Here is a 14,460-nt window from a genome sequence, read left to right as displayed (position 1 = left end):
ATTTATGACGCGCTCATTTTCTTTCGCCGATGCCGTGCTCGGCTGGTATCACAAACACGGCCGCAAAGACCTGCCCTGGCAGCAGCAGATTAACCCTTACCGGGTCTGGGTTTCCGAAATCATGCTGCAGCAAACTCAGGTCAGCACCGTTATTCCCTATTTTGAACGCTTTATGCAGCGTTTCCCCGATGTGCAGGCGCTGGCCGCCGCGACTCAGGACGACGTTCTGCACCTTTGGACCGGCCTCGGTTACTACGCCCGCGGACGCAACCTGCACGCCTGCGCTCAGGCCGTGGTGCATGACTTTAACGGCGAGTTTCCGCGCAGCGTCGAAGCCTTAAGCGAACTGCCGGGCATCGGCCGCTCCACCGCCGCCGCCATCGCCTCCATCAGCATGAATATCAATGCGCCGATTCTCGACGGCAACGTCAAACGCGTTCTGACCCGCTTCTTCGCGATTGAAGGCTGGCCCGGCGAAACGAAAGTACAGAACCAGCTGTGGACGCTGGCGGAAGAACTGACGCCGCAACACAGTTCACGCGAATACACCCAAGCGATGATGGATCTGGGCGCCACCCTCTGCACACGCAGCAAGCCCGCCTGTGGTATCTGCCCGCTGCAGCCACAATGTGAGGGCTTACAAACCGGCAAGCCAACACAGTTCCCGAACAGCAAACCGAAAAAGGAAAAACCGGAAAAGCACAGCCTGTTGCTGATGATTCAGAACCCGGCTGGCGAATACCTGCTGCTGCAGCGTCCGCAGAAAGGTATCTGGGGTGGCTTATGGAGCTTTCCGGAGGCGCAGGACATACAACAGGCCCGGCAACTGCTGCAGGAACAGCTCAATCATCACAGCGGCGATGATGAAGAGCAGTGGCTGACCCCTTTCCGCCACACATTCAGCCACTATCACCTGCATATTCAGCCGATACTCATCCGTCTGCCGCACAGCCATCTCGCCGTAGGCGAAACTGGCGACCAGCAGCAACACTGGTACAATCCCCGCAACCCCAGCACGCTGGGCCTGGCAGCACCGGTAAAAATGCTGCTGCAAAGCATGGCCGGCACCAGCGCCGAATCCGGCATACCGTCCGAGGAATTGTTATGACCCGCACCGTTTTCTGCAAAAAGTACCAACAGGAACTTGAAGGCCTGAGCAGCCAGCCCTTCCCCGGCCCGAAAGGCGAAGAGATCTTCCAGCATGTGTCAAAGAAGGCTTGGGATGAGTGGACCGTGCACCAGACCCGCCTGATTAACGAGAAACACCTCAATATGATGGACATGCAGGCGCGCAAATATCTGACCGAACAACGGGACAAATTCTTCAGCGGCGACGAGTTCGACAAGGCCGAAGGCTATGTTCCTGAAAATAAAGATAAATAAACCGATTGCGAGGGGTTGACACTCCCTCAGCCAACGGGTTTAATACGCGCCACTTGACGAACACAACGTTGTTCAACAAGACGCCCAGATAGCTCAGTCGGTAGAGCAGGGGATTGAAAATCCCCGTGTCGGTGGTTCGATTCCGCCTCTGGGCACCACGAATATTAAAGAGCCCGCATAGCAATATGCGGGCTTTTTTATTGCCTGAAATCCGGCGTCATCTCAGGTTCGATTCATCAGAGCCACCTATAGCTCTCCTCCTGCGGACAGTCTGCGGCTGTGCAAATCTGTTCCCGGCCGATTTGTTCACCTCTGGGCACCACGCTTTCTAAGAGCACTCGCTAGTGCGCAACTTTTTTATGCACGCCTTTCAGCTTGTCACACATATGGTACACATTTGTGAGCCTCTCTGATCAGGCTCAATTCCGTTTCTACTTCAATCGCCGATTGCACGGCAAGCGCCTCTGCTTCTCTCAGAGAGTCACAGAGAACAGGCAAACAGGACGAATAAAAAACGACCGCCGGTTTGATAGCCCATTGGTTGATAATGATTTACTGCCGCCCATATTAGTGTGCACGATATCCTTATAATAAAATCTACGTCACTCCATCCTGAGTAGCTATACAACCCTTGCTAATAACTGAATTGCCGCGTTTAAATCTTCTGGCTTGCAATAGCTAAAGTTAAGTCTGATAGCCGGAGATTGAATGTCATCAGCACTATAAAAAACATCTCCTGGCACAACGGCTACGCCTTTCTCCAAAGCATTTTTTGCAATTTCCATTGGATCTCCCTGAGCAAGCCTCAACCAGAGAAACATGCCACCCTCAACTTCCGCATATGATATCTCTGACGGAAGATGCTGATTAATTGCCTGTGCCAGCGCTTGATAACGCTGGCGATAGTGGCTTCGAACATTACGGAGATGCGCTTCAAATTCAGGGTGAGTGAAAACTTCCAGCAAAACAGCCTGCATCGGTAAACTGCTATGCAGATCAGATGTCTGTTTAACCCTTATCAGGTGAGTAATCCATTCCTCTGGCCCGGTTACAGAACCAAGCCGCAAACCCGGCGCTGATATTTTTGATGATGACCGTAACACCATGGCATTTTCAGGGCAGAAAGATGATACGAGGGGAAGATCTTCACCTGAAAATCTAAGGTCCCGGTAAGGGGCATCTTCAATCAGCGTAACATTAAAAGCCTGACACAGATTTGCTACCTTTTTGCGAGTTTGCAATGACCAGCTGATGCCGGTTGGATTATGAAAATCCGGTACGGCATAAAACAGTTTGACTGGCCTTGATGTAAATAATTGTTCCAGCGCCATGAGATCCGGGCCATTTGGCGTCTGAACTACGGTATTGATGTTTGCCTGTGCCAGGGTAAATACCTGCAAAGCACCAAGATAACTCGGAGCTTCCAGAACAATGTGATCCCCTGGATTAATGTACGTTCTGGCAATAAGGTCTAATCCCTGCTGAGACCCGGTTGTCACCAGCGTGCCGTGCGATTCCTTCAGATCACAGGTTACCCTCAGGTGCTCCAGCAGCGGTGCATAACCCCGCGTCTCGCCATACTGAAAAACCTGTTTATTACCTGCCACCTTAATCATCGCTTCCTGCAGCAAGGCATGGGGAAATAAATCCGCCGCAGGCAGGCCTCCGGCTAAAGATATAACGCCATCAGCAGTGGCCGCCCGGAGAATTTCGCGTATATAGGATGAGCGCAGTTGTTGTACGTGTTTTGCCGTCTGCATATGGCTCTCCGCCTGAATCAACTCTGTTATTAGTAATAAAAGACGGTGTTGATAATATACTTCTCAAATAATCTGAAGATTGTTGGTATAACGCACATCTATTGTCGAAACATGCGCTTTCACATGTCGATATATGATGTCGGGGGAGAGAATCTGTTGGACTATCATCAACGATCGCGGATAAATAATGCGCTGTACGCTATCCACAAAGACATCTCAGCAGAACTGACAGCTAAAGCATTGGCAGATGTTGCCTCTTATTCCGAGCAGCACTTTCATCGTATTTTTCGTCAAGTTGTTGGTGAATCTGTTCATCAATACATCCGCCGCACACGGCTGGAGCATGCCGCCAACCAACTGATGTTTGAGCACCGCAGCAGCGTTCAGGAAATTGCCGAAAAGTGTGGCTTCCATTCGGTATCCTCATTCAGCCATGCCTTTAAGCAACTGTTTTCCGTTTCACCAGGAGCCTGGCGCTCTACCGGAAGCAAAAGTACCGAACCGCCTTATCTGAACGATCCTGAAATTTCAGCCGGCTATCAGCGGGTACAAAGTCGGGAATTACCTCAGCCGGATATTGTCATCCTGGAAAACCAGCCCGTTGCCTATGTCAGACACCAGGGCTATGGGCGAGACATTCGCCAGGCCTGGCAGACACTACAAGCCTGGGCGGCATCAGAAGGACGCGATAGCACACAACAAATCGCACTCCACCACAGCAATCCGGCCTGGGTGCCTCTGCCCAGATGCCGTTATGTTGCATGCATTGGCATTGAAAAGCCGCTCACTCGTAGCGGAGTTGTGAACAGCATGGTTATTCCGGGAGGCGTGCATGCAGCATTTCGTCTGGAAGGTTGCTATGGCGATTTATTACCTTATCTGAGTCGTATTATGGAGGAATGGCTCCCTCAGTCCGGTTTTAAGATGCAGACAACTCCAGCGCTGATCTGCTATGAAAAGAATCACTTTTTAACTGAAGATGCTCATTTCAGGCTGGTCTTCAATTTGCCGGTTTCACTGATGTAAAGCCGTGGATAGATCAAACCAACATTGGCTGATGCTGCAACTCAGGACATTTGCCAAACACAAGGCATAAGGCCTCTTTAGCAAAACAGACCAACTCCTCTCCTGAGAAACGACCATCGAAGCCTGGCACGCTCTTACTTCAACTGACTCCTCAGCCAAGTTCGCCGGCAAAGACAAAGCAAACTCTCAGTTAGTGTCAGGATTTCCGGACATAAAAGTGGCGCCTTAGCAGCTTTACTCTGTGCCATTCTTTAGCATCCTCCAACATGTCACGGAAAAAGGCATAATCGCTGTTTGCCCGAATGAAAGCGTCAAACTCAAACGTATTAAGATCTTCTTCCTTCAGCACCCCTCCATACTTTGATATCAAGTCTGAGAAACTTGAAAAAACCGTATGGTGAGAAAGAAACTCCTCGTTCAGCAGATCTTTCAACATCACTTTCTCTGAGGGTAAAGGCAGGGCCGCACAACGAGCACAAACCCTAACAGCATCATCCCCGATCCTGAACATTATCCCCTCGGAAACTTCCAATGAGGCTCCGCATCGAACACATGCCTCCGCTTTTCCACCAATCAACCAAGCCTGAAAGCACGGATTGCAACAGGCCTTCTCTTCCAGTTTTTCTGTTTTTGGATTGGTGACAAACAGTGTCCAGCGCAGATCACTGGTGGGAAGATATTCCCGGCATACACTGCAACGGCTCTTACTTGAGAATCTGTATACAATATAGCCAAAGAAGGCCGTTAATAAGCTGACCAGCACTGCTTCCAGAGCTGCTGTATATGCTGCATCCATCCTGTTTACCCTCCTCACTGTTCAATTAAGAGCCACACAAGCTCAGACGCAACAAATAGTCCCTGAACAGTCTGATACTCTTTCTCACTCGCTTAGTGATAATTTATAGCTTTAATCTATATTCCATAAAATACACAAGCCCACAAAGCAGCCATCAAATCCAGCTGGATATTGCAGTATTAGCCAACCTCCTCGCTTCCTTCGCTCTGATTTTCATCGGGCTGCAGATTGATTATTTTTTAAACAATTTAAACGGGTGTTACAAAGCGTGGGGGACAGGGGGATTTTTCTTCAACTTATACTCAAAGTTATCCACAGATTCTGTGGGTAAACCGTAACAGAATCGCCATATAAAGAGTTTTTCTGTTAAAAACAACTCTTAATTCTGCTGATTATTAAAAAAAATGACTTGCCAACGCATTACTCTGAAAAACCTGACGGCTGTGTAAAAAACACCATAAAAGCCTTGATTTTCAAGGGTTTCCGGTAATCCGGCCGATGCCGGACTGGCACCATGGCAAAGCGTTGCAGGCCTGTTGCGGGCTGCAGGCAGTTATCGCCAGCTTATCCCTTAGTTATACACAGCATTCTGTGTATAAATAAACAGACTTTCACTGAACAACCTCTGTCAGGGTGAAATTCCGATCAGGTTATTCACACAAAGAACTGCTTTTTCAGCGACTTAGATCAACGTCTGCAGATACTGCTACAGCAATTTCCCTTGCTGAACAAAAGGCCATTGGGTTAACTGACAGCTCTGCCCGGAACTACAGGATTACCCCCGTTGGAATTGCTCAAGCGCATGCTCTTTCCGGTCATTATGCTGCTGCTGGCGTTCAGCCTGTGGAGCAGTCCCCAGCTGCAGCAGATTGCTGCCGGTGTCGCTATCTTCCTGTTCGGCATGCTGTCACTGGAACGTGGCTTCCAGAGTTTCAGTGGCGGCCTGATCGAACGTGTCCTGCAGCGCTCCACCAATACCACCGGCAAAGCCCTGCTCTTTGGTGTGGCCGCCACCACCCTGATGCAATCCAGCTCACTGGTATCGGTGCTGAGCATCTCCTTTCTGTCGGCCGGGCTGATCAACCTCGGTGCCGGACTGGGCGTTATTTTTGGTGCAAATCTGGGCACTACCACCGGCGCCTGGCTGATTGCCGGTTTTGGTCTCGATATCAACCTTTCCCAGCTGGCGATGCCAATGCTGGTGTTTGGCGTCATGCTGCTGTTTCAGCCCAATCAGAGCCGCGCCGGTATCGGCCATATTCTGGCCGGCATGGGGTTTCTGTTTCTCGGCATTGATTACATGAAGGATGGCTTTGCCACGCTGCAGGGCAGTCTGGATCTCAGCACCATCAGCCCACAGGGCATTGCCGGGCTGCTGCTGTTCACCCTGTTCGGCATTATTGCCACGGTGGTGATGCAATCCAGCCATGCCACGCTGGTATTAACTCTGACCGCGCTGGCGGCCGGTCATGTGCAGTATATGGATGCGCTGGCACTGGCTATCGGCGCCAACGTAGGCACCACGGTTACCGCCGTGCTGGGCAGCCTTGGCGCCAATACGGCAGGCAAGCGGCTTGCTCTCGGACATTTGCTGTTTAACCTGCTGACCGGTGTGGTGGCATTGGTGTTAATGCCGGTGCTGTTGTGGCTGGTTGAACATCTCAGCGTGCTGCTGGGTATCGGCGCCGATAACTACACACTGAAGCTGGCCCTGTTCCATACCCTGTTTAACCTGCTGGGCGTCATGCTGATGGTGCCTCAGCTGCCACGTCTGCAAGGCTGGTTGTTGCGTCTGGTGCCGGAACGGGCCACCAGCCGTATGCAGCCGCAATATCTGAATCAATCGGCGATGGAATCCCCTTCTGCTGCCGTTGCGGTAACCCGCAGCGAAAGCATCCGCCTGTACGCGTTATCCACCGATCTGGTACTGCAGGGGCTTGGCTGGCAGGCCGATGAATTTCACCGAGGACAGCCTATTGCACTGTTAAGCGACCAGAGCCACTCAGCCATTCATACCAACCTGCAACAGCTGTACGAACAACAGGTGAAAGGGATTTACTCGGCCATCATCAGTTTTATCAGCAGCGCACGGGAAAAAGCCAGCGGTCGCCAGGACGAACAGCTGCGCGAGTTGCGCGCCGCCGATCACTATCTGATTGAGGCTATCAAGGGCGTCAAACATCTGCAGCGCAACCTGCTGTTTTATATTCACAGCGAAAACCCGGATATGGCGCAGGCCTATCAGCAATTGCGGCAGCAGATCGGCGACGTGCTGCGCGCCATTCAGCAGGTACGCCAGATCGATGACGTGGTGGAAAGCCGCCTCGCTCTAGACCACCAGCTGCTGCTGACCGAACGCGAGCGCGAACAGTCCGACAGCCTGATCGAAGGGTTAATCCGCACCCGTAAAATCAGCGCTGAGATGGCCACCTCACTGATGACCGATAAAGGCTACTGCCAGGAAGTCTGCCGCGCGCTGATTCAGGCTGCGCGCTATCTGTTTATTGATGAGCAGAGCCCACAGGGCGACACACCGGAAAGCCTGCAACTGGAACACGCCGACCTGTCAGCCATTAACAAGCAACTGGAACAGCAACGCAGTGATGAAGACACTGCCACCCCGCCACCGGAGCAAGGCTTATGAAATTTTCCCGACTGGTGAAAAAGCTCAATGCGCTGTTTAACCAGCAGCAAAGACACCAGCAGCGCCAGCGCAAAGAGCTGGCTGCCGCGCTGAATAAGCTCAAACACAAACAGCATGAACTGAAAGCTAAGTTACAGAATTGCGACAGCGAACTGGAACGGGCGGAACTGGAAGAAAAGATTTCCATTCTCGCCACACAACGGCGCAAAGGGCTGGAAATGCTGCGCGAACTGGACAATAACGAAGACGATAACCTTTAGCCGCGCCCCGCCCTAAAGAGGTCCGCTGCGTCCTTTACCCGCAACGCAGAAACCGCTAGAGTCTTTGCCGCTTGCATGACTGCACGATTTATCTGGCACCAGAAAAGGAATTCACTATGTCGAACGTCGCCGGCAAAGCCTATGGTATGAATGTACTCACCCCGCTGCGGTGGTGGACTGCCCTCTGGCAAAAACTGATTTTCTGGGTGGTGGTAAAAACCTTCCCCTACTTCCTCAAGGGTTTACTGACCCTGTCGCTGATTCACTACGCACGCTGGACCATTATTAACCGCTGGTCATTTCCACGCTTAGACAAAAGCCAGCCGAAAGAAAAACTGACCTACAGCTACATGCTGTTTGAAAGTAATTTTAACGGCAGCTGGGATCAGTACATCGACTCCTTTTCTTTTGCGATTCCCTCCGGCCTCGACATGTTCTGGCGCTGGAATATCAAGTATCCGAAATCCATTCCGCTGCACGATTTTTATAACTACATCCGTTTTAACCAGATAGAGAGCGGCCATTACTACAACGCCTATCCGCTGGCCGCGGCCAACGATGTAAAAACGGCGCAGAAGTTATTCACCAATCTGAACAATTTCCAGAAAAATACTGCGAACCTCAGTGACGAAGAGTTTTTCCAGGCTTACCAGCAGTTTCTTGCCAGCAACCAGCACAACCTTGGCAGCATGGGTGAAAGCCCGCTGATGAGCGCATCGCACGAACTGGTGCAGGAACACCAGCACGCCAATCTTATGATGGCCCGCGTGGCCGGCAAGCAGGAGGCCTGAGCATGGCAAACACTTTCGGAAATTCCTACGGCCTGACCACGCTCTGTCCGCTGATCAACGGCGTCCATGACGAACAGACCTCATTCGACAAAATTACCCGTCGCCGCATTCAGCGTCTGGAAGAAGATGCCGGCAGCCCTTTTGCCCGTATTCCCAATACCTATTTTGCCCGTCTGTTTATTCTTAACGACGTGTTTTTTCAGCAGGGTAACGACGTTGCCCGCGATCATCTGAAATCCAAGTACCTGGTATTTACCAGTAACTTCCACGGTGAGCTGGAACCCTATCTGAAAGGCATGTGGGATAACGCTGAAGCCGATGTGCGCAGCCTGTGGCAATATGCCGTCGCCTTTGACAAAGTGCAGAACGCCGATGATTTCATCGCCTATATCAAAAAGTGTCAGCTCACTACGACGCTGTTTTTTAACGGCTCGACCGATGTGTCATTAAAAGAGCAACTGAAAGCCCTGTATGTAAAACAGGTTTTCAGCGAATTTGCTCTCGCTCACCAGGGGCAGGATGCCGCAGCACTGCGTACAGCTTTTAATAACTTTATGGCAGAAATCAAACTGGCCGACCTGGACCAGCCAAGCTGGGCGCCCGGTCAGACCCGTCTGCAAAACATGTACTGAATTTCCCAGGGATTTATTCAGCGCGTGCGCGGCACGCCTGGCGACAAGGACTGATTATGAACCGACCTCTCGATCTGTACGATATTCAGGGCAATATCTGTAAAGGCTATGGCCGCTTTGGTTTCCCCAAGGCACGTTACTTTTTTCTCGAATTTCACGACTACGCCGGTGGCCGCAATTTTCTGCAGCAGTTAATTCCGCTGATCACCACCGCCGAACCCTGGAGTGAGAAAAAGCACCCGGATCAATCCGATAAGCCAGCAGCCACCACCAATATTGCCTTTACCTATCACGGTCTGTGCGCACTGGGCTTACCACGCCGCTCCCTCGACGGTTTTCCGCAGGAATTTAAAATGGGCATGAAACCCCGTGCCGCCATTCTGGGTGACAACGGCCCAAGCAGCCCACAGCACTGGGACCCGGTATGGCAGGGTGACACCGTACACGCCTGGGTTTCCATTAACGGTCAGACCCAGGAAGCGGTGGAACAACGCTTCGCCCAGATTGAAGAGCTGATGCAAAACGTACAGGGCAGCGTCAGCATCCGCCCTGGTCATAAAGGCCCGAACGGCAGCCTGCTGCCTTATCAGGATGCTTCCGCCGTTTTTGAAAACGGTAAAGCCACCCCCAAAGAACACTTTGGTTTTGTCGATGGTATCGGCAACCCTTACTTTGAAGGCTGCGGCCATGACCCGGAACGCCTGCCCGGTCGCGGTAAACTGAACCGTGATGGCAAGTGGGAGCCGCTGGCGACCGGTGAATTTATTCTCGGTCATATCGATGAAGCCAAAGAATACCCGCTGGCACCGGAACCGCACCTGCTGGCACGCAACGGTACCTACATGGTGTACCGCAAGCTGCACGAAAACGTAAAAACCTTTAACGACTATGTCGAAAATATGGCCAAAGATTTTGACGGCAGCCGCGAATTATTAATGGCTAAATTTTCCGGTCGCTGGCCGGATAACGGCGCCCCGCTGGTGCTGGCACCGGATGATAAAGCCAAAGCCGAACTCGACCGGAAAATGGCGGAATTACAGAAAAAAGCCGCTGAAGGTGATGCCTGCGCTATTGGTCAGTTAAAAGCTCTGGAAGAGCAGTGGATTAATTTCACCTATAACGACGATAAACACGGAGCAAAATGTCCGATTGGTGCTCATATCCGCCGCACCAATACCCGTGGCTCGCTGGAAACCGAAAAAGGAGCCTTTGACCGTCCGGGTGCACTGGTCGACCGCCGCCGTTTAATGCGCCGTGGACTGCCTTATGGCGGCCATGATGAGCTGACCAACGACAACAGCGAACAGGGCATTATTTTTATGTGCATCAGCGCCAGCCTCGAGCGTCAGTTCGAGTTTGTGCAGCAGCAGTGGGTGAATTACTCCAACGATTTTCATCTAGGTAACGACCGCGATGTATTAATCGGCGCCAACAACGGCAAACTGACCGACAAGCATATTGTTCAGGTGAATCCGAAAGATGGTAAAGCACCATTTTTCTGCACCCACCTGCCACGTATGGTCGAAACCCGTGGCGGCGATTACTTCTTTATCCCGAGCATTACCGCGCTGGATATGATCGCGCAGGGGATTATTGATCCGACCTGATGTTTGCTTTTTTGCAGTCATAAAAATGCCGCTTTAACAGCCACTGCTGTCCCACCGCTTGGAGTGACATCGTGTCACTCCAAACTTCAGCATTCACCGACTACTGTTTTTCAATCTGAAACGCCTTTCCGGGGCAAGCCCCTGGCCTCCTGTAAGGAGAGGTATCTCCTTACGATCCTCTCTTTTCGGCGCGTCCGGCTTCATCCAGCCAACTGCAACGATTCTGCGGCACGCAAAACAATTCGCCCCGGAACGACGCTTAAAAACACCAGCAATTTGTATCGTTCCGGGGCAGGGTTTTGCTCTGAAGGCCGCAGAATCATCTGGTTGTCTGGCGCCGCACGATCGCCGGTTTAAGTAACCCGCTCAGCCGCATTTCAAAGGAAACCGTGTTTGAGACATGAGACTTAAAAGAATACGTCTCACCTGGCTCCCACGCTCTGCGTGGTAGCCCTTGCTGGCACAGTTGCATTCCCAAGCTGCGCGTAGGAACGAGGAATAAAAATGCCGCTTTAACAGCGGCATTTTTTATTCCGGATGCTTAGCGCCTGTTTTTTTAACAGCAGTTCCGGCAACGGAATATCAGAATCCAGCGGTAAACCCTTAAACCCAGCGGTTGCCGGCATTTCGGACAACACAGGCGACCAGCCAACACCTCCACCGCCAGTGCGATTAAAAAGCCCACCGCCGCCCAGATCGCTGGCACAGAGATGCCAGGGTCAACAATCAGGCTGAGCAGCAAACAACAGGCAAGCCAGATCAACTCGGCACTTACCAGCAGCCACTTCAGCTGCCGGTAACGGGCTCTGACCTCATCCATAATATGTTCTCCGATCACTACGGTGCTGATAACTCAACTGCTTACGCAGACGGAGTATCAGACATTAATTAACCGCGTTATGGCCACTGTTTCCTTCTTCCTGCAATTCCCGCAGCGGCCGTATTTCCACACTGCCGTAACGGGCCGGCGGAATTTTCTGCGCCAGCTGAATGGCCTGATTCAGGTCATTGGCTTCCAGCAGATAATACCCTGCCAGCTGTTCTTTGGTTTCGGCAAAAGGACCGTCGGTTACCAGCAGTTTATCGTCGCGCACACGGATGGTGGTGGCCGACGGCGACTGCTCCAGCGGCGCACCATCGAGGAAATTCCCGCTCTGCTGCAGAGACCCCACGCAGGCGATGCACTCACGGTTAAGTGCATCCCATTCCTGTTGCGACATCTGGTTCATTGCTGATTCCTGGTAATACACCAGAGCCAGATATTTCATATTCTCTCCTGTTCTTATTTTCGCTCTTATTGCGGTTTTTTTATTGCCACTGCTATTACTGCGGTGCTTTAAAGCCGCTGTTAACCATCCACGGAATGCCCCAGGCATCGACCAGCATACCAAAACCTTCCGCCCAGAACGTTTCGCCAAATGGCATATGCACGCTGCCGCCTTCGCTTAACGCATTAAACACCCTGATCGCCTGCTGCATATCATCAATCTGCAGTTGCTGATAAAACCCCTGCGGTTGCTGATACTGGCCCGGCATCGCATCAGAGCCCATCAGTGTGCCCTTACCGTATGTAAGACAGGCATGCATGATTTTATCGCGGTCAGCATCAGTGATAACGCCGGCACAGCCATGTTCATCGGCGTTATTTTCTTCCGGCGGTAATGCTGCAAAGGTCTGCATCACATTAATTTCGCCGCCCAGCAGCTCAGCATAAAACTCAAAGGCTTCGCGGCAACGGCCATCAAAGGTCAGATAGGTCGCGCAGCTCTGCGGCTGACGGGTGATTTTCTCAAACACTTTATGGGTGTCGGCAATACCACTGCCCGGCTCAAAATCCGACAGTTCATACAACCGGCGCAGTTCCAGCTGAGCATTACCGCCGCCATCCAGTGCCGGCCAGCGTTTCATCCACTCAATGGCTTCGGCTTTATCTTTCACCTCAATCATGGTGAAACCCGCAACCAGCTCTTTGGTTTCGGTAAAGGGGCCATCAGTAACCAGCGCCTGACCGTTGCTGAAACTGATGCGGGCGCCCTCTTTACTGGGTTGCAGACCCGTCCCATCGATAAGCACACCGGCATTGGCCAGTTCATTATTAAAGGCTGCCATCTGCGCAATCAGCTCATTGCTCGGCATACAGCCCTGCTCGGTTTCGGCATCCGCCTTTCTGATCACCATAAAACGCATAGTACTTTCTCCATATAAGTTAACGCCTGTTGGCATTAACTAATCGAATGGTGAAAGACGAAATCGACAGACAGATGAAAATATTTTTAATTTTTTTTATCCGCCGCCTGACGGCACTCGTCGATACGCCGCTGCAGGAAACGCAGCTCACTGCCGGAGCTGGTCAGACTCAGCGCTTTTTCGTAGGCAGGCAGGGCTTCCGCCGGGCGCTGCAGACGCCTTAAGAAGTCGGCGCGGGCCGCATGCAGGAGGTGATAATCGTCCAGCTGGCCATGGCTCAGCAGCTCATCCACCAGAGTCAGCGCCACCTCAGGACCGCCGCCTTCGGTCATAATCGACACCGCCACCGCATGGTTCAGCGCCACGACCGGACTGGGTTCCTGTGTATAAAGACGCTGGTACAGTGCGGCAATCTGGCGCCAGTCGGTTGCGGCAAAATCGCGGGCTTCAGCATGCACGGCAGCAATGGCAGCCTGCAGGCTGTAACTGCCCACCGGCCCCAGCTGCAGCGCCCGAGTAATCCATTCCAGCCCTTCGCGGATCTGTGCGCGGTTCCACAAATCACGGTTCTGGTCTTCCAGCAGAATCAGTTCACCCTGCTCATCTATACGCGCCGCCCGGCGGGCATCCTGCAACAGTAATAAGGCGAGCAGCCCCATACTTTCGCTGTGCTCTTGCGGCAGCAGGGCGCAGAGTAAACGCGCCAGCCGGATCGCCTCAGAGCTTAAATCGTTGCGCAGTGATTCATCGCCACTGGCCGCCGAATAGCCTTCGTTAAACAGCAGGTAAATCACCTTCAGAACACCGTTTAAGCGCTCCGGCAACTGGTTCTGGGCGGGGATTTCGTAGGGAATATTGGCGTCACGGATTTTATTTTTTGCGCGCACAATACGCTGGGCGATGGCCGGCGCCTTGCTGACAAAGGCTCGTGCGATGGCTTCGGTCGTCAGGCCACAGACTTCGCGCAGTGTTAATGCCAGCTGTGCTTCCTGCGCCAGTGCCGGATGGCAGCAGGTAAAGATAAGCCGCAGCTGGTCATCGTGAATACTCAGCTCACGCTCAGGGTCAAAATCGTAAAAGCCGCTTTCCAGATCGGTCAGTTGCGGCAACAGGTTGTCATTGAAATGGCTGCGGCGACGCAGCTGGTCGATGGCTTTAAAACGCCCGGCCGAGATCAGCCAGGCAGCAGGATTATGCGGAATGCCATCATGCGGCCATTGTTCCAGCGCGCTCAGATAGGCGTCCTGCAGGGCATCCTCTGCCAGATCAAAGTCTTTCAGCAGGCGCACCAGTGTGGCAAACACCTGACGCGCGACCTGCTGATATATCTGCTCAATCCCTGTCTGCATCACGCATGCATCCTGTCAGCGCCCT

Annotated in this window: 14 protein-coding genes and 1 tRNA gene; 9 read left to right on the top strand and 6 right to left on the bottom strand. The window is 52.4% G+C overall.

Annotated elements, in window-relative coordinates:
* Positions 1-4: 4 nt before the first annotated feature.
* The 3 genes from mutY (at position 5) to HUF18_RS12205 (ending at position 1,541) form a co-directional block, all read left to right on the top strand.
* Positions 5-1,108 carry an A/G-specific adenine glycosylase gene (gene mutY / locus HUF18_RS12215; protein ID WP_225692393.1) on the top strand — a complete coding sequence of 368 codons (1,104 nt, stop codon included), beginning with the start codon at positions 5-7 and terminating at the stop codon, positions 1,106-1,108.
* The gene (locus HUF18_RS12210; RefSeq protein WP_145470706.1) at positions 1,105-1,383 is read left to right on the top strand and encodes an oxidative damage protection protein; all 279 of its coding nucleotides are present in this window, start codon (positions 1,105-1,107) and stop codon (positions 1,381-1,383) included. Before mutY ends, HUF18_RS12210 begins: the two co-directional genes overlap by 4 nt.
* 82 nt (positions 1,384-1,465) lie before the next feature.
* Positions 1,466-1,541 (top strand) — tRNA-Phe (locus HUF18_RS12205).
* Between the two features lie 462 nt (positions 1,542-2,003).
* On the opposite strand, the gene HUF18_RS12200 is transcribed toward HUF18_RS12205, so the two are convergent.
* Positions 2,004-3,143 carry an aminotransferase-like domain-containing protein gene (locus tag HUF18_RS12200; protein WP_225692392.1) on the bottom strand — a complete coding sequence of 380 codons (1,140 nt, stop codon included), beginning with the start codon at positions 3,141-3,143 and terminating at the stop codon, positions 2,004-2,006.
* 123 nt (positions 3,144-3,266) lie between these two features.
* Between HUF18_RS12200 and HUF18_RS12195 the strand changes: the two genes are divergently transcribed.
* Positions 3,267-4,169, top strand: coding sequence for an AraC family transcriptional regulator (locus tag HUF18_RS12195; protein ID WP_225692391.1), 903 nt, complete (start codon positions 3,267-3,269; stop codon positions 4,167-4,169).
* A 196-nt stretch (positions 4,170-4,365) separates the two neighbouring features.
* On the opposite strand, the gene HUF18_RS12190 is transcribed toward HUF18_RS12195, so the two are convergent.
* On the bottom strand, positions 4,366-4,965 hold the full coding sequence (locus tag HUF18_RS12190) for a hypothetical protein (RefSeq protein WP_225692390.1): 600 nt from the start codon (positions 4,963-4,965) through the stop codon (positions 4,366-4,368).
* A 784-nt stretch (positions 4,966-5,749) separates the two neighbouring features.
* Here HUF18_RS12190 and HUF18_RS12185 point away from each other — a divergent pair.
* From HUF18_RS12185 to HUF18_RS12165, 5 genes are all read left to right on the top strand, one after another.
* Positions 5,750-7,609 (top strand): Na/Pi cotransporter family protein, encoded by a 1,860-nt coding sequence (locus HUF18_RS12185; RefSeq protein WP_225692389.1) that lies wholly within the window; start codon positions 5,750-5,752, stop codon positions 7,607-7,609.
* Complete coding sequence (locus HUF18_RS12180; RefSeq protein WP_145470672.1) at positions 7,606-7,869, top strand: hypothetical protein; 264 nt, start codon at positions 7,606-7,608, stop codon at positions 7,867-7,869. Before HUF18_RS12185 ends, HUF18_RS12180 begins: the two co-directional genes overlap by 4 nt.
* A 116-nt stretch (positions 7,870-7,985) precedes the next feature.
* Positions 7,986-8,660, top strand: a complete 675-nt coding sequence (locus tag HUF18_RS12175; protein ID WP_225692388.1) for a hypothetical protein — start codon at positions 7,986-7,988, stop codon at positions 8,658-8,660.
* A gap of 2 nt (positions 8,661-8,662) precedes the next feature.
* A complete protein-coding gene (locus tag HUF18_RS12170) occupies positions 8,663-9,292 on the top strand; it encodes a hypothetical protein (protein WP_145470668.1) in 630 nt (209 codons plus the stop codon).
* Positions 9,293-9,348: 56 nt separating this feature from the next.
* The gene (locus HUF18_RS12165) at positions 9,349-10,899 is read left to right on the top strand and encodes a Dyp-type peroxidase (RefSeq protein WP_225692387.1); all 1,551 of its coding nucleotides are present in this window, start codon (positions 9,349-9,351) and stop codon (positions 10,897-10,899) included.
* A gap of 556 nt (positions 10,900-11,455) precedes the next feature.
* Here the strand turns inward: HUF18_RS12165 and HUF18_RS12160 are convergent.
* The 4 genes from HUF18_RS12160 to HUF18_RS12145 form a co-directional block, all read right to left on the bottom strand.
* Positions 11,456-11,719 (bottom strand): hypothetical protein, encoded by a 264-nt coding sequence (locus HUF18_RS12160; protein WP_225692386.1) that lies wholly within the window; start codon positions 11,717-11,719, stop codon positions 11,456-11,458.
* Between the two features lie 64 nt (positions 11,720-11,783).
* Positions 11,784-12,167: a YciI family protein gene (locus HUF18_RS12155; RefSeq protein ID WP_145470663.1), complete on the bottom strand. Its 384-nt coding sequence runs from the start codon at positions 12,165-12,167 to the stop codon at positions 11,784-11,786.
* A 55-nt stretch (positions 12,168-12,222) separates the two neighbouring features.
* Entirely contained in the window at positions 12,223-13,086 is an 864-nt protein-coding gene (locus HUF18_RS12150; RefSeq protein WP_225692385.1) for a YciI family protein, read from the bottom strand.
* A gap of 86 nt (positions 13,087-13,172) precedes the next feature.
* The gene (locus HUF18_RS12145) at positions 13,173-14,435 is read right to left on the bottom strand and encodes an RNA polymerase sigma factor (protein ID WP_225692384.1); all 1,263 of its coding nucleotides are present in this window, start codon (positions 14,433-14,435) and stop codon (positions 13,173-13,175) included.
* Between the last annotated feature and the right edge of the window lie 25 nt (positions 14,436-14,460).

Source organism: Thalassolituus sp. ST750PaO-4, assembly GCF_020320405.1.
Lineage (GTDB): Bacteria > Pseudomonadota > Gammaproteobacteria > Pseudomonadales > Oceanobacteraceae > Venatoribacter > Venatoribacter alkanivorans.
This window is presented reverse-complemented; position numbering and strand designations above follow the sequence as displayed.

Coding starts and splice junctions, on each gene's coding strand:
- HUF18_RS12210 (WP_145470706.1), top strand. CDS start 1,105: ATGACCCGCACCGTTTTCTGCAAAAAGTACCAACAGGAACTTGAAGGC.
- HUF18_RS12200 (WP_225692392.1), bottom strand. CDS start 3,143: ATGCAGACGGCAAAACACGTACAACAACTGCGCTCATCCTATATACGC.
- HUF18_RS12145 (WP_225692384.1), bottom strand. CDS start 14,435: ATGCAGACAGGGATTGAGCAGATATATCAGCAGGTCGCGCGTCAGGTG.
- mutY (WP_225692393.1), top strand. CDS start 5: ATGACGCGCTCATTTTCTTTCGCCGATGCCGTGCTCGGCTGGTATCAC.
- HUF18_RS12160 (WP_225692386.1), bottom strand. CDS start 11,719: ATGGATGAGGTCAGAGCCCGTTACCGGCAGCTGAAGTGGCTGCTGGTA.
- HUF18_RS12165 (WP_225692387.1), top strand. CDS start 9,349: ATGAACCGACCTCTCGATCTGTACGATATTCAGGGCAATATCTGTAAA.
- HUF18_RS12180 (WP_145470672.1), top strand. CDS start 7,606: ATGAAATTTTCCCGACTGGTGAAAAAGCTCAATGCGCTGTTTAACCAG.
- HUF18_RS12170 (WP_145470668.1), top strand. CDS start 8,663: ATGGCAAACACTTTCGGAAATTCCTACGGCCTGACCACGCTCTGTCCG.
- HUF18_RS12150 (WP_225692385.1), bottom strand. CDS start 13,086: ATGCGTTTTATGGTGATCAGAAAGGCGGATGCCGAAACCGAGCAGGGC.
- HUF18_RS12195 (WP_225692391.1), top strand. CDS start 3,267: ATGTCGATATATGATGTCGGGGGAGAGAATCTGTTGGACTATCATCAA.
- HUF18_RS12175 (WP_225692388.1), top strand. CDS start 7,986: ATGTCGAACGTCGCCGGCAAAGCCTATGGTATGAATGTACTCACCCCG.
- HUF18_RS12155 (WP_145470663.1), bottom strand. CDS start 12,167: ATGAAATATCTGGCTCTGGTGTATTACCAGGAATCAGCAATGAACCAG.
- HUF18_RS12190 (WP_225692390.1), bottom strand. CDS start 4,965: ATGGATGCAGCATATACAGCAGCTCTGGAAGCAGTGCTGGTCAGCTTA.